Below are 18745 nucleotides of genomic sequence, written 5' to 3'. Positions count from 1 at the left end.
CAGGGGGGATAAGCCCTGAGCGCCCAGCGTGAGGGCGGCGAGGCCGCCGGTTCGAAGGAATGCCCGCCTGTCCGGGGGGGTCGGCATGTTCTTACTCCCGAGATTCGGTGTCACCTGCCTGATAAGGACGGCCACACCGCCCTTCAGGTTGATCACGTTCGCATCACGTCCCCTGAACCACGCGCAGTGCGAGGGCCGGGCACATCTCGACGGCCCTGCGGGCCATCCGCCGGAACTGGGCGGGTACGGTGTCGCGGCTGAACACCGGGTAGCCGTGCTCGTCGAGGTGGACGAGGTCGGGGGCGAGTTGAGCGCACAGGCTGTGGCCCTGGCAGCGGGTCCAGTCCACGGTGAGCTTCACCTCCGGCTCGTTCTCCTGCGGGGGCAGGGGGAGCACACCGTGCACCGGGCGCCCGCAGCCGCCGCGCAGCAGGTGCTCCTCGATGTCCTCGGGGAAGGCGTCCAGTGCCGACAGTACGAACCTGGACGTTCCGTCGGGGTGGAAGCACGCTCCCCTGCCCTTCACGCTCGCGGACCTGCTCCGCAACTCGTCCAGGGCGGAGGCGGACCCGTTCACGAGCTCGGCCATCGACTGCGCGACGTCCGGGAGGCCGAGGCGGCATGGGCCGCACTGCCCCGACGACTGGGCGGCGAGGTATCTCGCGACCCTGACCGTCTCGCCCAGCGGGCAGGTCTCCCCGCCGAGCGGCACGATGATCCCGGCGCCGAGCTGGCCGCCCGCCTCCGCGATGCCCTGACGGGAGACGGTCGCCACGGCCGCGGCGTCCGCGTGCAGCCACGCGCCGTGGTAGCCGCCGACCAGCACCCCGTCGCCGGTCGAGGCCTGGCAGGCGTCCAGGACCGCGTACAGCGGGGTGCCGGTCGCGACCTCGACCACGGCGGGGGCCTTGGCCGAGCCGCCCACGGTGAGCAGGACCGTCCCCGGCTCGCGTGCCGTGCCGACGTCGGCGTACCGTTCCGCGCCCAGGGTGGCGAGGACCGCGAGCTGGGCGTACGTCTCGGCGTTGGACAGCAGGGTGGGCAGCCCGTTCACGCCGCTCTCCACGGCCCGTACCTTGCGGCCGGGCGGCTCGCCGACCTGGCCGTTCACCGAACGGACCAGGGCGCCGCCCTCGCCGGAGATGAACCTCTCGACGATGCCGACCACCCGGACCCGGTCACTGATGCCCCGCTCCTCGACCGCGGCTGCCACGGACGACTGGCCCATGCCGCCCTCGACGGTCGCGATCACGACCTGTTTGGCGCCGATCGCGTCCGCCGCGAGGAGCGCGCCCTCGATGACCAGGTGGGGGGTCCTGGTGAGCAGCATCGTGTCCTTGCTGCTCGCGGGCTCGCCCTCGGCCGCGTTGACCAGGACGATCTTGTCGGCCTTCTTGTCCATCACCGCGCGGACCTTGCGGGCGAAGGGGAACGCGGCCCCGCCGCGCCCGCGCATGTCCACCTCGTCGGCGAGCGCCGCGAGCTCCTCACCGGACATGCTCGGCGCGGTGCCGTGCATGTCGCGGTGTTCCGCGAGGTCCATCCTGCGGCAGTCGTCGAGTCCGGCGGTCAGCCTGGCCGGCCCCAGCCGGCGAACGGGTGGGACACGGTAGGGAATCATCCGACATCTCCGATACGGCGAAGCTCCGGCTGCTCCTCACGGACGATGCGCGGGATGCGGCCGACGATGCTCGTGGGCGGGGTCAGGCTGGTGGGCGAGGTCGTCTCCATCCCGACCGGCGCTGCGACCGGCACCGCGGCGGGCACCGCCACCGGCGCCTCCTCGGGTACGAAGATCGGCTTGGGCTGCAGTTCGGAGATCACCCGGATCAGCAGGGCGGCTCCCACCGCGACCAGGCAGACCACGTAGCTCCAGGTCACCCACTCGGCGGGCGCGCGGCCCGCGGTCAGCCCGTGCAGGACCGCCATCGGCCACGCCAGGTAGGCGGAGCCGTGCAGCATGCGCCAGAGCCACGGCCTGCTGTTCTCCGCGAACCTGGCACGGGCCACCCCGGTGAGGAAGACGAGGATCATCAGGTCGGAGGCGATGGCGCCGAAGCCGACGTACAGGCCCTGGCCGCTCGCCGAGAGCGGGATCACGACGGAGGGGAGAGACGTCCTGCTTTCGATGATCTTCATCGTGACGTGGATGGCGAGGAAGCCCATGCCGGCCATGGCGGTGGCCCGGTGGGCGAGCTGCGACCGGATCCTGCCCAGGACGGGCAGCACGATCCGGTCGGCGGAGAGCAGGCCGAGCGCCACGGTCACGGTGAGCGACACGAGGGCGATCACGCCGGAGAAGAACGAGAAGACGCCGCGGACGGCGGCGGCCACCTCCATGCCGGGCGCCGTACGCCCGAGCATCAGGAGGCCGACCACGGAGACCGTGATCGTGACACCGAGGCCGATCCTGGCGGGCCTCTGGTCGAGGCTGATCCCGGCCTCGGACCGGGTGTGCCTCGGAGTCCGTCTGTTACCCACCTGTTGCTCCTGTCTGCGAAGCGGCTCGGACGACGGCTGCGTCCGAGGGGGATGGACTCTGATATCGCGAGATGCCGCCCCCCGTTTCCGCGGGATGTGGAAGAGGCGCGGAGACGGGGAGCGGCGGTCCCGGGAGGGGTTCCGTCAGCAGCGACGGTTCCTGTTGATGCAGTCGACCGCGAACCTCATCAGCCGGTCGGGCATCACGTTGGCGAAGTCGGCGTGGTCGGTGACGGGGTTGTGCCGTTGCTCGGGGAAGGCGTCCAGCGCGAAGGACGCGGTGCGCGGTGTGGCGTAGAACAGGCTCATCCGCAGCTGTGGGATCGCCCTGGTGCCGGACGGGCAGGCGCCGTTCGCGTCGGGGAACACCACGTGCGTGCGGTGGTTGGCGCTGTCGTTGTTCTGGCCGTCCCAGCAGCTGGGGAAGTCCAGGATCCGGACGAGCAGGCTGCCGCGCGGGCAGAGCGGATACTTGGTGGTGATCCGGTTGGTGAACCCGGTGCAGGTCCACTTGGCGAGGGCGTTCGCGCCGCCGTTGGTGGCGGCCTTGGCGTCGCCGGTGAGCATCCTGATGAAGCGCGGCATCGGGCTCACCCTGGAGACCGGGTTCCCGCGGAACTGCAGGCTCACCTGGCGGGCCCGCATGATGGTGCCGACGTTGCCGTCCGGGTCGTTCGCGTTGGCGTCGCTCGTACGGTCGCGAAGGACCGGCCAGAAGTAGGTCGAGCGGTCGTTGAACGCGCACGTGGTGCCCGCGGCGGCCAGTGACTGGTCCGTGGAGAAGGCGTCGGTCGACAGGTTGCCGACGTAGTCGTGGATGTGGTGGGCGCCGTTGGACACGCCGGGGGCCACGATGAAGTTGTCGGAGTTGTGGTGGCCGTTCCTGTTCGTGCCGCACTGGGAGGTGAAGACGCCGCCGGAGCCGCCGCGCCGGGTCCGGACGTCCTGGAAGTTGCGCGGGACTCGCCGGATGTCGATGAAGTCCTCGGGGAACGGCCCGAGGTCGGCGCACTCGGCCTCCTCACCGCCGGGCGGGGGAGCGGAGGTCTCACCGGGTGCCGGGTTCGCGGGCGGGTCGGCGGGCGGGGCGTCGGTCGGCGGAGTGTCGGCGGGGTTCTGCGTGGGCGCCTGGTTCGGCCGGCGGCGGGCATTGGCGTCGCTGCCGTCGTTACCGTCGCCGCCCAGGGTCTGTGCCTCCTGGTCGGCGAACTCGTCGGGGGTGGCGGGGTCGGTGGGGGAGGCCGGGATGAGGCTTCCGCCCGCGGGAGGCGCGTCGGCGGGCTGGTCCTGAGGGAGCTGATCCTGAGCGGGCTGGTTCTGGGCCGGCTGGTCTTGAGCGGGCTGGTCCTGGGGGGGAGCGTCCTGTGGAAGTTGGTCCTGGGCCGGCTGGTCCTGCGGAGGGGCGTCCTGCGCGGGCTGGTTCTGGTTCTGGCCCTGATCCTGTTGGTTCTGATTCTGGTTCTGCTGCCCCTGGTCCTGCTGACTTCGCTGGTTCTGCCGGTTCTGGTTCTGTTGCTCGGCGGGGTCGCAGTGATCACCGTAGGCGGGGGTCGTGACCGCCACCGTGAACGTGACGGTGGTGAGCGTGCCGGCGGCCAGTACCAGCGCCGACAGGGAGGCCATCGAGCGTTTCATGATCTTCAAGCGATTTCTCTCCTCACAGGTGTGTCGAGAGCGGAGGCGGGCGGCGGCGGTGCGGGCATCGGAGGCTCGGGCAGGTCCGAGTAGTCGACCAGCCCGGTGCTCTCCAGCAGGGTCATGTGCTTCATGACCACCTCGACCGCCCGCTGGGCGAATGTCCTGACCAGGTCGTTGCGGGTGCCGGCTCGTACGCCGGCGACCACCCCGAAGACCTTTCCGTGGGCCTGCCGCAGCAGCCGGGCGAACAGGAGGTCGTACTCGGCGCCCGCCTTCACCGCCGTCAGCTGCGCCATCCAGGACTGCTGGTCGGCGTTGGCCTGGTCGGGCAGCGGCACGTTCAGTTTGGCCGCGAGGGCGCGGACCTCCTCGTCGAGCTTGAGGTGGTCGGTCATCAGGTGCATGCCGACCTCCTTCACCCGTTTGCTCGCCGCCCGCTGCTGGGCCTGCTGGCCGCTGGGAATCTCCCAGAGCCCGGCCAGGCGGACCTTGACCAGCAGGTCGCGATCGGCCGGACCCAGGGGGCCCTGAGGGGTCTGGACCCAGCTCTGATCGGCCAGTGCACCGCCGCCGGGAGGGGTGATCAGGACGACCGCCACGGCGGCGACCGCGATGAAGACCCCGAACAGCAGGGGTTCGCCGTTCTTGAAGCGGCGGAACAGTGATCTGAACATGGCCCGGCCCCGCTCTCAGATACCGGCCGCCACCGGGGCCTTCTCGGCGCCCGGCGCGGTGACGAACGTGCCGCCCGGCCCGTGAGGGGCCGGGTGCGTGAGGAGGAGGACAGTTCCGACCGGCCACGGGATGTGCCGCACCGCCATGTCGTTTCCTTTCCCCGGGGCCCGCCGATGCGGGCGCACTTGGTGGGAGGTACGCGGCACTGCCCGGGGTGGTTCAGCAGAAGTGATGAGATAGTTAGAAATGACTGGAGTTGCCAGAGATGCAGACGGGACGGATAACGAAGGTGTAAAGATGTGCCCGTGCGTCAACTCGACAGTCGGTTCGAGAGCGCGGACACCGATGTCCTCCTGGTAGAAGATCTGTACCGAGAGTTCGGTGTACCCCTGCTCCGCCATGTGCGTAAGGCCACCGGTAACGATCTGCAGTGGGCAGAGGACGTCGTCCAGGAGACGCTCGTCCGTGCCTGGCGTAACGCAGGGAGGTTGCAACGAGAGCCCGGCCTTCTGTGGGCCTGGCTCCTGACCGTCGCCCGTCGTATCGTCATCGACGGGCGCCGTAGACGAGGCACCCGACCACAGGAGGTCGAACCCGCCGACGCGAACGCCGTGCCCGTTCCCGACGGGGCCGATCGCGCGCTGGAGGCGATGGTCGTCGCCGAGGCGCTGCGAGAACTGTCCCCAGAACACCGCGAAGTCATCGAGCACACTTACCTGCGGGACCGTACGATTAACGAGGCGGCGGAAATCCTCGGGATACCGCCGGGTACGGTCAAGTCCCGGCTCTACTACGGGATCCGGGCTCTCCGAAAGGTCTTGAAGGAGAGAGGTGTCGCGAGCTGATGTTGCCCTCCCCGCATCATGACGTGGCGGCGTACGCGCTCGGGGTGCTCGACGAAGAGGATCACGAGACGTTCCAACGCCATCTCATGGCCTGCGAGGAGTGCCAGGTCGAGCTCCGGGAACTCGGCGAGGTTCCCGGATTTCTCGATGCGGTGAAGCGGGACCGCTCCAATGTCGTGGACGATGACCGCACGCCACATTGACGTTTAGCTGCTTTTGGGGTGATATCAGGAACGGTGGTACGTCCCGGTCAACGAGGATCGGGACAGACGGCCACTGGAGGTGTCGTGCCGCGGGCCATGCCCGATGGGCGGAGCGCGGGTCGGTCGACCCCGATCGCCGGGCGAGGCGTCCGGGGCGAGGCCAGACTCGCCCGGCTGCGCCGTAGCCCTTCCGAGGTGACCCTGTGGAATGATTGCCCCACCGCCACCTCGTGGGGAGAATTCGCCGTCTCCGACCAGGAGCCCTTCCGTTCCCCGTTGGCAGCGGCGAGAGACCGCGGTTCCCATGACGAGCCGTGGCGCCTGGCCGCGATCCCGATCACCCAACAAGAGACGATCACCCCGTGGTGGGCGTTTCGTGCCCCCGCTGCCGGGGAGCTGAATGTGGCCGGAAACGGGCGGCAGGGCGAGGGCACCACATCCCCGAGGGCGCGGGCGACATCACTTTCTCTCCGCCGGGCACCATTTCCGCGGAGCTTATGAGATTCCATCCTGGAGTCTCACCCAACCATGCAGAACCCCTCACAAAGGAGTGAGAGCGACATGCCGCTCGACGAGGCCAAGGACGAGCTGCTGAGGAGTGCCGCGGAGACATGCGCGCGCACACCGGGCAGTGATCACGTGAGCGTGGAGGAGGCGCTCGCCTTCCTACGGCTCTACTACCGGCATGTCGCCCCCGAGGACCTGCTCGGCCGCGACCTGGTCGACGTGTACGGCCCGGCGATGGTCCAGCGGCGGCTCGCCGAGCAACGCCCCCAGGGCCGCGCCCTGGTGCGCGCCTACACCCCCACCTCCGAGGAGCAGGGCTGGGCCCGCGGGTTCTCCGTCGTGGAGATCGTCACCGACGACATGCCCTTCCTCGTCGACTCGGTGACCATGGAGCTCAACCGGCACGGCGTCGGCACCCACCTGATCGTCCACCCGCAGATGCGCGTGCGCAGGGACATGACGGGCAAGCTGCTCGGCCGCGACGAGGAGGACGTCACCGGGCAGGTGCTCGCCGAGTCCTGGATGCACTTCGAGATCGACAGGCAGAACGACGAGGCCGCGCTCAAGGCGATCGAGACCGACCTGCAGCGCGTCCTGGAGGACGTGCGCGGCGCCGTCGAGGACTTCGCCAAGATGCGGGCGCTCGCCCTGCGGACCGCCGAGGACGTCTCCGTCAACCCGCCGCCCCTCGACCCTGCGGGGGTGGAGGACAGCCTGGAGCTGCTGCGCTGGCTCGCCGACGGGCACTTCACCTTCCTCGGCTACCGCGAGTACCGCCTGGAGGAGGGCGAGGAGGGCGACAGGCTGCACCCGATCCCCGGGACGGGGCTGGGCATCCTCCGCGGCGACAGCGCCGACTCGGGCAGCTTCGCCGCGCTCCCGCCCGACCTGCGCGCCAAGGCCCGCGAGAAGCAGCAGATGCTGATCGTCACCAAGGCCAACAGCCGCGCCACCGTCCACCGCTCCGCCTACCTCGACTACGTGGGCGTCAAGCTCTTCGACGCCTCGGGCGAGGTCGTCGGCGAGCGGCGTTTCCTCGGCCTCTTCACCCACGTGGCCTACAGCGAGTCGATCTCGCGCGTCCCGGTGCTCCGGCGCAAGCTGGCCGAGGTGCTCGTGCTCGCCGGGCTGACCGCCGACAGCCACGACGGCAAGGATCTCATCGAGATCCTGGAGACCTTCCCCAGGGACGAGCTCTTCCAGACCTCGGTGGATCAGCTGCTGCCGATCGCCCTCGGCGTGCTCAGGCTCCGCGAGCGCAAACAGGTCAAGGTCTTCCTGCGTCCGGACGACTACGGCCGCTACGTCTCGTGCCTGGTCTACCTGCCGCGCGACCGCTACACCACCAAGATCCGTATCAAGCTGCAGGACATCCTGCTCAGGACGCTCGGCGCCACCACCTTCGACTACAGCGCGATGATCGGAGAGTCGGCACTCGCCAGGCTGCACGTGGTCGTGCGCGGTGAGCGTGGCAGGCCGCTGCGCGTCGACACGGTGAACGTCGAGGAGCTGGAGGCGAGGCTCGCCGCGGCCACCAGGTCCTGGGAGGACGACCTGGCCTCCGCGATCACCGAGCTGTGCCCCGAGGGCGAGGTTTCCAAGCTCGTCCGCCGCTACGTCCAGGCGTTCCCCGAGGGCTACAAGGCCGACTTCCCGGCCCGGATGGCGGTCGCCGACCTGCGCCGCCTGGAGGATCTCGCCGCCTCCTCGGACGAGATCGAGATGAACCTCTACGAGCCGCACGACGCGACGGAGGGTGAGCGCCGCTTCAAGCTCTACCGCCTCGGCGCGCCGGTCTACCTCTCGCACGTGCTGCCGCTGCTCCAACGGATGGGCGTGGAGGTGGTCGACGAACGGCCGTACGAGGTCGACCGCGACGGGGACCCGGCGACCAAGGACGCCTGGATCTACGACTTCGGCCTGCGCTACACGCCCTCGCCCGAGGTCGACAGGGATGAGTTCAAGCGGCTCTTCCAGGACGCGTTCGGCGCGTTATGGGCAGGGCGGGTGGAGAACGACGGGTTCAACGGCCTCGTCCTGGCCGCCGGGCTCACCTGGGAGCAGGTCGAGATCCTGCGCGTGTACGCCAGGTATCTGCGCCAGGCGGGCACCGCGTTCAGCCAGGAGTACATCGAGCGGGTGCTGACGGGCAACGTGCGGCTCGCCCGGCTGCTGGTGCGCCTGTTCGAGGCGAGGCTGAACCCGCGGCGCCCGGCCGAGGTCCGCTCCGACCTGTCCGAGGCGCTGCGCGAGGAGATCCTCGCGGCCCTGGACGACGTGGCCTCGCTGGACGAGGACCGGATCCTGCGGGCCTACCTGGAGATGATCGGGGCCACCCTGCGGACCAACTACTTCCAGCGGGTCGACGGCGAGCGCAAGCCGTACATCAGCCTGAAGCTCGACTCGCCGTCGATCAGCGTGCTGCCGCTGCCCCGGCCCGCGTACGAGGTGTTCGTCTACTCGCCCAGGGTCGAGGGCGTGCACCTGCGCTTCGGCAAGGTCGCGCGAGGCGGGCTGCGCTGGTCGGACCGGATGGAGGACTTCCGTACGGAGGTGCTCGGGCTGGTGAAGGCGCAGATGGTGAAAAACACCGTCATCGTCCCCACCGGCTCCAAGGGTGGCTTCGTCGTGAAAAATCCGCCGAAGTCGGGGTCGCGGGAGGACACCCTGGTCGAGGGCATCGCCTGCTACCGGATGTTCATCTCCGGCCTGCTCGACCTCACCGACAACCTCGTCGACGGCGAGGTGGTCCCGCCCGCCGACGTCGTCAGGCACGACGGCGACGACACCTACCTGGTGGTCGCCGCCGACAAGGGCACCGCGACGTTCTCCGACATCGCCAACGCGGTGGCCAAGGAGTACGGCTTCTGGCTGGGCGACGCCTTCGCCTCCGGCGGCTCGATCGGCTACGACCACAAGGCGATGGGCATCACCGCGAGGGGCGCCTGGGAGTCGGTCAAGTACCACTTCCGCACGACCGGCGTCGACATCCAGAACACCGACTTCACCGTCGCCGGAATCGGCGACATGTCCGGTGACGTGTTCGGCAACGGCATGCTGCTCTCCCGGCACATCCGGCTGGTCGCCGCGTTCGACCACCGGCACATCTTCGTCGACCCCCGGCCCGACGTCGCGGTGAGCTACGCCGAGCGCGCCCGGCTCTTCGCGCTGCCCCGCAGTTCCTGGGAGGACTACGACGCCTCGCTCATCTCCGCGGGAGGCGGCGTCTGGCCCCGCACGGCCAAGTCGATCCCCGTCTCCGCGCAGACGCGCGCCGCGCTCGGCATCGACGCCGACGTGACGTCGCTCGCCCCGGCCGACCTGATCAGCGCCATCCTGCGGGCCCCGGTCGACCTGCTGTGGAACGGCGGCATCGGCACCTACGTCAGGGCGTCGAGCGAGTCCAACGCCGACGTCGGCGACAAGGCCAACGACGGCCTGCGGGTCACCGCCGGCGAACTGCGCTGCAAGGTGATCGGCGAGGGCGGCAACCTGGGCTTCACCCAGCTCGCCCGGATAGAGTTCGCGCTCAACGGCGGCCTGGTCAACACCGACTTCATCGACAACTCCGCCGGGGTGGACACCTCCGACCACGAGGTCAACATCAAGATCCTGCTGGACCGGGCCGTCCGCGACGGGGAGCTCACCGACAAACAGCGTAACCAGCTCTTCCTCGACATGACCGACGAGGTGGCCGAGCTCGTCCTGCGCGACAACTACGACCAGAACGTGGTGCTCGCCGCCGCCCGCGAGCAGGCCCCCGACATGCTGCACGTCCACTCGCGTCAGCTGCGCAGGCTGGAGCGGGCCGGGCTGCTCAACCGGGAGCTGGAGTTCCTGCCGTCGGACAAGATGCTCGCCGAGCGGCGTCAGGCCAGGCTCGGGCTGACCGCGCCGGAGTTCTCCGTGCTGCTCGCCTACACCAAGCTGGTGACCGACGCCGAGATCCTCGCCTCCGACCTGCCCGACGACCCCTACCTCGCCTCCTGGCTGGTGTCCTACTTCCCCTCCGCGCTGCGCGACGCCCGGATCCGCACCTACATGGACACCCACCCGCTGCGCAGGGAGATCATCACCACCGGGGTGGTGAACGACCTGGTCAACTCCAGCGGGACCACCTTCCTGTTCCGCATCGGCGAGGAGAGCGGCGCGTCCACCCCCGACATCGCCCGCGCCTACCTGGTCACGCGCGAGGTCTTCGACATGCCCAACCTCTGGCGCCAGATCGAGGAGCTGGACAACAAGGTCGACACCCCCACCCAGATCGCGATGGAGCTGGAGGCCCGCAAGCTCGTCGAGCGGGGCACCCGCTGGTTGCTGGGCAACCGGCGCCCGCCGCTGGACCTCGCCTCCACCGTCGGCTTCTTCGCCAAGGGGATGAACGGCCTGCTGCCGCACCTGCCCAAGCTGCTGACCGGGGTCGACCTGTCCGCGTTCGAGGAGCGGCGCGACGGCTTCGTCTCCCGGGGCGTCCCGGCCGAGCTGGCCGAGCGCGTCGCGGCGATGGTGCCCGCCTACTCCACGTTCGACCTGGTCGAGGTGGCCGCACGCACCGGCCGTCCCGTGCACGACGTCGCCGAGGTCTACTTCGACCTCGCCGACCGGCTCCAGCTCTCCAGGCTGCGCGAGCGCGTCGTCGCGCTGCCCAGGGACAGCCGCTGGAACTCCATGGCGCGGGCCGCACTCCGTGACGACCTCTACGCCGCGCACGCCGCGCTCACCCACGGCGTCCTGACGCACAGCACCCCCGGACTGTCGCCGGAGGAGCGGCTGGCACGCTGGACCGAGGCGAACTCGGCGGCGGTCTCGCGGGCGCGGCAGACCCTGTCGGAGATCTGGGAGAGCGACAACTTCGACCTCGCGACCCTCTCGGTGGCACTGCGCGCGATCCGCACGCTGGTGGCCACCATCAACCTCCCGCACACCGGCGCCTGACCCGCCCGACGCCCGGCCGGGCCTCCTCCATCGGGGTCCGGTCGGGCGGCGCGCCACACGGTAGGCGCGTCGCCCGGTATGACGGGTCCGGTTTCCCGCGGCACGGGCCGGTGCGCGGCCGGTCCGGGCCCGCGGGCTCCGTACGAACTCGGTGAACCTCGCACGGCTCGCGCGGGAGGGGGAACCTAGCTCACGATGACCTTGGTGAGACCGCCGAGATAGCCGATCACCTTGGCCGCGTGGCCGCTGTCCTTGGCCGGGACCGTGCTCACGTACAGCTGCGTCTCCACCGTGCGCAGCTCCTTGAGGATGAACCGCTCCTTCGTCAGCTTCCTGGCCTCGGGCGGGATACGGGTGTCCGACCCGCACGGGGTGACCTTGATCGACCGCGTCGTCGTCCTGATGAGGGAGTACAGGACGAGAGCGCCGCCGTCGGCGGTGCGCAGCGCGTGAACCGGGTAGTCGCTCGCCGCGAAGATCGAGTCGTAGCCCAGGCAGTTGTTCTTCTCCTCCGCGCGCCTCCTGGTGATCTCGTCGGCGAGCCCCGTGGTGTGCGGGCCCTCCTCGATCAGCCCCGTCGCGAACCCCCGCTCGCCCTCCTCCGCCGAGGTCGCGTGCAGCGGGGCCATCAGGCGCGGGCTGATCGCCACCGTCGCGTCCTCCTCGCCCAGCGCCGTCGCGTACCCCTCGGTGTCCGTGACGACCTCCGGGGGCCGGACGCCCTCGTCGAGCAGGGAGGTCGAGCTGACCCGCCAGTCCTCACCGCCCTGCCGCATCAGGGTGAGCACGGCGGTGCGCACCTCGCCCGAGGACTCCTCGCGGTCCACGAACGCGGCGAACCAGAGCGGACCCTGCTGGTTGCGCGGGACGAGCAGCCGGGGAGTGCCCCACGTGTAGTGGGGAATGTCCTCGGCGGAGCCGCTGAAGGCCGCGATGGTGAGGGCCTCCTGCCCGTCGCGGGTCTGCTCCAGCATGAGCCTGCGGTCGGCGTCCAGGTGCGGCGTCGCCGCTCCCAGCACCCCGTCGGCGCCCACGACGCCCGCGAGAGCCCTCTTCGCCTCGGCGAGCGTGACCGGGGGCGGCGAGGGGGTGGCCGTGGGGCGGGCGGTCGGCGTGACGGCGTCGGCCGAAGGGCTCCGCTCGGGCCGGCCGTCGCCGGAACCCGAACACGCCGCGGTCGCGGTGATCAACGCCAGCGCGAGTGCGAGCACACCCCGTCGCCCGTTTTCGCGCACGTACACCTCCCGATACTCCCCGATGCGGGCCATGCTAGCCATGGTGGGGGAGCCTGCCGTACACGATGGGGTTCGGAGGTCGCGTACCCTTTACAGACGTGGCACTCATCGATCCGGCAGAACAGATCAACGAGCTTACCGGGACGCTGAACAGCATCCAGGACGTGCTCGACCTTGGCGCGATGCGCAAGCAGATCGAGGAGCTGGAGGATCAGGCCGCCGCCCCCGACCTGTGGAACGACCAGGAACGCGCGCAGAAGGTCACCAGCAGGCTCTCCTATCTCCAGGGCGAGATCAACAGGATCGAGTCGCTGGAGCAGCGGCTGGACGACCTCTCCGTCCTGTACGAACTCGCCGCCGACGAGGGAGACGACGACACGCGGGAGGAGGCCGACCGCGAGCTGGAGTCCCTGCGGGGCGACATCGGCGCCCTGGAGGTCCGCACCCTCCTGTCCGGGGAGTACGACGCCCGCGAGGCGGTCGTCACGATCCAGTCACAGGCGGGCGGTGTGGACGCGGCCGACTGGGCCCAGATGCTCCAGCGGATGTACCTACGGTGGGCCGAGCGCAAGGGCTACCCGACCGACATCTACGAGACCTCCTACGCGGAGGAGGCGGGCATCAAGTCGACGACCTTCACCGTCAAGGCCCCCTACGCGTACGGCACGCTGCGCGGCGAGCACGGCACCCACCGGCTGGTCCGCATCAGCCCGTTCGACAACCAGGGGCGCAGGCAGACCTCGTTCGCGGGCGTCGACGTGGTGCCGGTCGTCGAGACGACCGACCACATCGACATCAACGAGGACGACCTGCGCGTCGACGTCTACCGCTCCTCGGGTCCCGGCGGCCAGGGCGTCAACACGACCGACTCCGCGGTCCGCCTCACCCACCTGCCCACGGGCATCGTGGTCTCCTGTCAGAACGAGCGCTCGCAGCTGCAGAACAAGGCGACCGCGATGGCGGTCCTGCAGGCCAAGCTGCTGGAGCGCAAGCGCCAGGAGGAGAAGGCGGCGCTGAACGAGATCCGGGGCGAGTCGACCACGTCGTGGGGCACCCAGATCCGTAACTACGTGCTCCACCCGTACCAGATCGTGAAGGACCTGCGGACGGGCGCCGAGGACGGCAACCCGGGCGGGGTGCTCGACGGCGACCTGGACGGCTTCATCGAGGCCGAGATCCGCTGGACCCGCCGCCAGGAGTCGGGCGCCGACGACTAGGACGTCCTTCTCCCGTCCCTGGGAGCCGGACACGGGCGGAACCCTCGTCCCGGGGAATGGACGAGCGGGAACGGTTGCTCGCCGACATCCGGGGCCCTCGTTTCCGAAGGATGAATGCCCGCGGGAACTCCCGGTGAGCCGGGAGTCGGCGGAAAGACCGTGTTCCGGCCCCGGGCATGTCGGAGTCCTCACTCACGGGCGCCGCTGAGCGCCCGTGAGGCGGGTTTTCCGTGCGAGACGGGAACAACCGCCTCGAAAGGGCGTGTCAGGCGCCGCTGAGGTGCTTCAGGGCCAGGGTGAGGAAGAAGAGCGCGATCAGCGCCAGCGACAGGAGTGCGGGGGTCATCCCCCCGAAGGTGTGCTGGTGCATCCGCTCGCGATACGCGCGGCAGCGGGGGCAGCGGCCTTCGGCCACGGGGTGGGCGCACCCCGCGCAGACCAGGTCTTCACAGCTCATGATGTCCTCCCTCGTCGAGGTCAGAACTACTTTATGCGGTCGTTACCGGGCGCCGAATCGTTTTGTTTCCGTTATGGGCTTTCCATGTCAGTCTTCCCCCTAGACTGGGCTCCGGCCAACCGGAACGTCGATCGAGAGCAAAGACCGGCGCCCCCCGGCCGGCGAGAGGCGGAAGTGGCCCTCTGCCACTCCTGCGACCGTCCTAACCCCTAGACTGGCATGCCGTGATGCGCCCGTGATCCATTTTGATAATGTCACCAAGGTCTACGCGAACCAGAACCGGCCCGCGCTGGACCACGTCAGCGTCGATGTCGACAAGGGCGAGTTCGTGTTCCTCGTCGGCCCCTCGGGGTCCGGGAAGTCGACCTTTCTCCGCCTGGTCCTGAAGGAGGAGCGCCCGAACTCGGGCGCGATCCACGTGGCCGGCAAGGACCTCGCCCGACTGTCCAACTTCAAGATTCCACACCTGCGCCGCCGGATCGGATGTGTCTTCCAGGACTTCCGGCTGCTCCCGAACAAGAACGTGTACGAGAACGTCGCGTTCGCCCTGGAGGTCATCGGCAAGCCCCGGCGTTTCATCCGTAAGGTGGTCCCGGAGGTCGTCGAGCTCGTCGGCCTTGAGGGCAAGGCACACCGGATGCCCGACGAGTTGTCCGGTGGCGAGCAGCAGCGGGTCGCGATGGCCCGCGCGTTCGTCAACCGGCCGATGATCCTGCTGGCCGACGAGCCGACCGGAAACATCGACCCCGCGACGAGCATCGGCATCATGAAGGTGCTCGACCGGATCAACCGGACCGGCACCACGGTCGTCATGGCCACGCACGACGCGGCCATCGTCGACTCCATGCGCAAGCGGGTGGTGGAACTGGAGGACGGCAAGATCGTCCGTGACCAGTCGCGAGGCGTGTACGGCCAGGCGTACTGACACCAGGACCGGATAGAGCGACAGGAAGAGCATGCGGGCAAACTTCATCTTCTCCGAGGTCTGGATCGGCCTCCGCCGCAACCTCACGATGACCATCGCGGTCATCGTGACCGTGGCGATCGGCATGGCGTTGCTGGGCGTCGGTCTGATGATCAACTCCCAGATCTCCAGCATGAAGGACTTCTGGGCGGACAAGGTCGAGGTCTCGGTCTTCCTGTGCAAGAAGGACGACCCCTTCCCGCAGTGCAAGGGCAGCGGTGGCGTGAACGCCCAGGAGCGGGCCGCGCTGAAGGGGGACATCGAGGCCATGCCCCAGGTCGAGAAGGTCGACGTGGAGGACGCGGCCCAGGCCTACAAGAACTTCCGGGCACAGAACGCCAACAACACCGTGCTGCTCTCCGCCATCCAGGTCGAGGACATGCCCGAGTCGCTGCGGGTCAAGCTCAAGGACCCCGACGCCTACGCGGCGGTGATCGAGGCGGTCAAGGGTGCCCCCGGGGTCTCCAACGTGGTGAACCAGCGGGAGCTGCTGGAGAAGTTCTTCGGGCTGCTGGAGAAGCTCCGCTGGGCGGCCCTGGTGGTGGCGATCATCCTGGTCTTCGCGGCCACGCTGCTGATCGGCAACACCGTGCGGCTCTCGGCGTACAACCGCAGGCGTGAGACCGGCATCATGCGGCTGGTGGGGGCCTCCAACCTCTACATCCAGCTGCCCTTCGTGATGGAGGGCGTCATCGCCGGTCTGATCGGCGGTGTGATGGCCGCGATACTGCTGATCATCAGCAAGGTCTTCCTCTTCGACGGGGTGCAGCTCTACCTCTCTCCCAACAGCCAGCTGTCCTGGGAGACGGTCGCCTCGGTGATCAGTATCACCATGATCTTCGGCGTGCTCATCTGTGTTCTGGCGTCCTTCGTCACGCTCCGCCGCTACCTGCGGGTGTGACGCTCCCGTGTCCTCGTACGCCCCGCGGGCGTGGCGCGTCCGTACGTCGCTCAGGGCCTCGCCCGCGCTCGCGGGCGCGGCCCGACACTCCGGTCACCGGTAGGCTCCAGACATGCCACGTGAGACCGGGCGGAAGGTAATCGCTCAGAACAAGCGTGCCTGGCACGACTACCACATCGAGGACACCTACGAGGCCGGCCTCGTGCTCCAGGGCACCGAGGTCAAGTCGCTGCGGCTCGGCCGTGCCTCCCTCCTCGACGGGTACGCCGTCATCAAGGACGGCGAGGCCTGGCTGATCAACGTCCACATTCCCGAATACACCATGGGGACCTGGACCAACCACGCCGCGCGCCGAACCCGCAAGCTCCTGCTCCACCGCAAGGAGATCGACAAGCTGGTCTCCAAGACCAAGGAGGGCGGGCTCACCCTGGTGCCGCTCGCCATCTACTTCAAGGACGGCAGGGCCAAGATAGAGATCGGCCTCGCCAAGGGAAAGAAAGACTGGGACAAGCGGCAGACGCTGGCCGAGAACCAGGCCAAGCGGGAGATGGCGCGCGCGCTCAGGCACAGGAACAGGTGATCGTGAGGGGCAAGGCCCGGCGAGCCACCGCCGCGGCGCTCGCGCTGGCGGTGACGACTCCCATGTTGTCCGCGTGCTTCGAGGAGCCCTCGGCTCACGAGGCGGTGCGCGACTTCCTGATCGGCTGGCAGACGGGCGACTACGCCGCCGCGGCCAGGCGCACGGACGGCGACGAGAAGGTGGTGAGCCGGGCGCTGGAGGACGCCAAGCTCCAGCTCGACGCGGCCTCGTTCCGTTTCGACGTCACGAGCATGCGGCGCGCGGCGGACGAGGTCGAGGCCGACTTCGACGCCGAGGTCGACCTGGGGGAGAACAACCCCCTGTGGGAGTACGAGGGCGTGCTGCCGCTCCACCTGGTCGACGGCCGGTGGAAGGTGCGCTGGTCGCCCAGCGTCCTGCACCCCCAGCTGCGCGAGGGGGAGCGGTTCGCCGTGAAGGTCACCCCCGAGGGGCGTCAGCCGATCCTCGACCGCAACGGTGACCCGCTGCAGGAGAAGGCAGTCCTGCACGTGGCGAGTGTGGTCCCGGCCACCCTGAAGAGCGGTCAGGCGGACGAGCTCTGCGCGAAGCTCTCCAAGATCACAGGCTTTCCCCAGGACCGCCTGCTGAGCCGGATCCGCTCCGCGCCGCCCAACCTCCAGGTCCCCCTGGTCACCTTCGGCCGTACGAAGTTCGGGCAGTTGCGCGCGCAGCTGGAGGCGATCCCCGGGATCACCCTCTCCGCGCAGGAGCAGGCGGTCGCCCCCGCCTCGCCCACCCAGATCGTCGGCACCGTCACCGCCGTCACCCCGGAGAGCGAGCAGCAGCTCGGCGGCCCGCAGCGGGCCGGGGACACGGTCGGCAGGGCCGGTCTGCAGAAGGCGTACCAGGAGCATCTGACCGGTTCGACCGACACACGTGTGATCATCGTCGATCTCAAGACGCTCAAGGTGACCGAGCTCAAGAAGTGGCGGCCCGACCGCTCCACCTCGTCCGTGCAGACCACGCTCGACCGTTCCCACCAGAAGGCGGCCGACAGCGCGCTGCTCGGCGGCGGGGCTCCCGGCATGCTGGTCGCGGTCCAGGCCTCGACCGGCGACATCCTGGCGGTGTCCAGCACCGAGCAGTACGACCAGGAGAAGCACGCCCTCGCGGGGAGGTTCCCCGCGGGGACCGCCTTCTCGATCATGACCGTCGGGGGCATGCTCAAGGCGAAGATCGACCCCAAGCAGAAGATGGCCTGCCCGGCAGACAGGTCCGTCGGGGGGGCCGCGTTCCACCAGGAGGGCGCGCCCGCGGGGAGCTCGCCGAGTATCCAGGCCAACTTCGCCACCGGCTGCGTGACCGCGCTCGCCGCGCTGGCCCGCAGGATCGACGGCGCGGAGCTGGCGGCCGACGCCGCGAAGTTCGGCATCGGGGCGCCGTGGACGCTCCCGCTGAGGTCGTTCAGCGGTTCCATGAAACCGCTGAGGAACGACGCGGCCACGGCCAAGGCGATCGCCGGGCAGAACGTCCTGGTCAGCCCGCTGTCCATGGCGCTGGTCGCGGGAGCCGTCTCCTCGGGCACCTGGCGCCCGCCGGTCCTGGTCACCGAGCCCGAGGTCGCCGACTCCACACCCGACGCCAAGCCGTCCAAGGCGCCGGACCCGGTCAAGCTGGACGACAAGACGGTCGAGACCCTCCGCACCTTCATGCGCAGTGGAGTGACGGTGGGCTCCGCGCGTGCCGCTGCGGCACCCGGCGACCCCGTCCACGGCATCACCGCCGTCGCCTCGCAGAAACGCAAGCCGCTCGCCTGGTTCGTGGGGTGGCAGGGGGACGTCGCCGTCGCGGTGCTGACGCAGAGCTCGGACGCCACGGCCGGGGCGGCCGTCGCGGGGAGGTTCTTCCAGGGGCTTCACGCGGGGTTGTGACGTTCCGCACTGTTTTTTTCACCCTGAGCAACCATGGGGTGTCTTGTTTGCGTCCTTCTAAGTGACCGGGCTCCGCTTGGGGGGTTGCGGACCCGGTCGCAATGATGGGACAGGGCTTCATCTCGGGGGAAGCCCTGCCGTCAGGACCGGCTCGACCCTGCCGGTCGACCCCGGGGGCGCTCGCGATTCGCGGGTGTCCCCGGGGTTTCGGCGTT

Annotated in this window: 15 protein-coding genes; 8 read left to right on the top strand and 7 right to left on the bottom strand. The window is 69.4% G+C overall.

Going from position 1 to position 18745, the window contains the following annotated elements; genetic code table 11:
* Positions 1-163: 163 nt before the first annotated feature.
* The 5 genes from AB0B90_RS00490 to AB0B90_RS00470 all read right to left on the bottom strand — a co-directional run bounded on the left by AB0B90_RS00490 (position 164) and on the right by AB0B90_RS00470 (position 4940).
* Positions 164-1621, bottom strand: a complete 1458-nt coding sequence (locus AB0B90_RS00490) for an NADH-ubiquinone oxidoreductase-F iron-sulfur binding region domain-containing protein (RefSeq protein ID WP_350946521.1) — start codon at positions 1619-1621, stop codon at positions 164-166.
* A complete protein-coding gene (locus tag AB0B90_RS00485) occupies positions 1618-2481 on the bottom strand; it encodes a hypothetical protein (protein ID WP_350946522.1) in 864 nt (287 codons plus the stop codon). The genes AB0B90_RS00490 and AB0B90_RS00485 overlap by 4 nt, the downstream gene beginning before the upstream one ends.
* A gap of 144 nt (positions 2482-2625) precedes the next feature.
* Complete coding sequence (locus AB0B90_RS00480) at positions 2626-4116, bottom strand: DUF1996 domain-containing protein (RefSeq protein ID WP_350946619.1); 1491 nt, start codon at positions 4114-4116, stop codon at positions 2626-2628.
* Positions 4117-4121: 5 nt separating this feature from the next.
* On the bottom strand, positions 4122-4793 hold the full coding sequence (locus AB0B90_RS00475) for a DUF4142 domain-containing protein (protein ID WP_350946523.1): 672 nt from the start codon (positions 4791-4793) through the stop codon (positions 4122-4124).
* Positions 4794-4808: 15 nt separating this feature from the next.
* Positions 4809-4940 (bottom strand): hypothetical protein, encoded by a 132-nt coding sequence (locus AB0B90_RS00470; RefSeq protein ID WP_350946524.1) that lies wholly within the window; start codon positions 4938-4940, stop codon positions 4809-4811.
* Positions 4941-5099: 159 nt separating this feature from the next.
* Between AB0B90_RS00470 and AB0B90_RS00465 the strand changes: the two genes are divergently transcribed.
* The 3 genes from AB0B90_RS00465 (at position 5100) to AB0B90_RS00455 (ending at position 11284) form a co-directional block, all read left to right on the top strand.
* Positions 5100-5639 carry a sigma-70 family RNA polymerase sigma factor gene (locus AB0B90_RS00465; RefSeq protein WP_350946525.1) on the top strand — a complete coding sequence of 180 codons (540 nt, stop codon included), beginning with the start codon at positions 5100-5102 and terminating at the stop codon, positions 5637-5639.
* Positions 5639-5842, top strand: a complete 204-nt coding sequence (locus AB0B90_RS00460; RefSeq protein ID WP_350946526.1) for a zf-HC2 domain-containing protein — start codon at positions 5639-5641, stop codon at positions 5840-5842. Before AB0B90_RS00465 ends, AB0B90_RS00460 begins: the two co-directional genes overlap by 1 nt.
* Positions 5843-6403: 561 nt before the next feature.
* Positions 6404-11284, top strand: coding sequence for an NAD-glutamate dehydrogenase (locus AB0B90_RS00455; protein ID WP_350946527.1), 4881 nt, complete (start codon positions 6404-6406; stop codon positions 11282-11284).
* Positions 11285-11469: 185 nt separating this feature from the next.
* Here AB0B90_RS00455 and AB0B90_RS00450 read toward each other — a convergent pair whose 3' ends face one another.
* Positions 11470-12552, bottom strand: coding sequence for a hypothetical protein (locus AB0B90_RS00450; RefSeq protein WP_350946528.1), 1083 nt, complete (start codon positions 12550-12552; stop codon positions 11470-11472).
* A gap of 65 nt (positions 12553-12617) precedes the next feature.
* Between AB0B90_RS00450 and prfB the strand changes: the two genes are divergently transcribed.
* A complete protein-coding gene (prfB, locus tag AB0B90_RS00445) occupies positions 12618-13736 on the top strand; it encodes a peptide chain release factor 2 (RefSeq protein ID WP_350946529.1) in 1119 nt (372 codons plus the stop codon).
* Positions 13737-14001: 265 nt separating this feature from the next.
* Here the strand turns inward: prfB and AB0B90_RS00440 are convergent, their stop codons facing one another.
* Positions 14002-14193: a hypothetical protein gene (locus tag AB0B90_RS00440; protein WP_350946530.1), complete on the bottom strand. Its 192-nt coding sequence runs from the start codon at positions 14191-14193 to the stop codon at positions 14002-14004.
* 235 nt (positions 14194-14428) lie between these two features.
* On the opposite strand from AB0B90_RS00440, the gene ftsE reads away from it, so the two are divergent.
* The 4 genes from ftsE to AB0B90_RS00420 all read left to right on the top strand — a co-directional run bounded on the left by ftsE (position 14429) and on the right by AB0B90_RS00420 (position 18530).
* Positions 14429-15118 (top strand): cell division ATP-binding protein FtsE, encoded by a 690-nt coding sequence (gene ftsE, locus AB0B90_RS00435; RefSeq protein WP_012888192.1) that lies wholly within the window; start codon positions 14429-14431, stop codon positions 15116-15118.
* Between the two features lie 31 nt (positions 15119-15149).
* Complete coding sequence (ftsX, locus tag AB0B90_RS00430; protein ID WP_350946531.1) at positions 15150-16058, top strand: permease-like cell division protein FtsX; 909 nt, start codon at positions 15150-15152, stop codon at positions 16056-16058.
* 112 nt (positions 16059-16170) lie between these two features.
* The gene (gene smpB / locus AB0B90_RS00425; protein WP_344922291.1) at positions 16171-16638 is read left to right on the top strand and encodes an SsrA-binding protein SmpB; all 468 of its coding nucleotides are present in this window, start codon (positions 16171-16173) and stop codon (positions 16636-16638) included.
* 2 nt (positions 16639-16640) lie between these two features.
* The gene (locus tag AB0B90_RS00420) at positions 16641-18530 is read left to right on the top strand and encodes a penicillin-binding transpeptidase domain-containing protein (RefSeq protein WP_350946532.1); all 1890 of its coding nucleotides are present in this window, start codon (positions 16641-16643) and stop codon (positions 18528-18530) included.
* Positions 18531-18745 lie beyond the last annotated feature (215 nt).

Source organism: Streptosporangium sp. NPDC049078 (genome assembly GCF_040648855.1).
Lineage (GTDB): Bacteria > Actinomycetota > Actinomycetes > Streptosporangiales > Streptosporangiaceae > Streptosporangium.
This window is presented reverse-complemented; position numbering and strand designations above follow the sequence as displayed.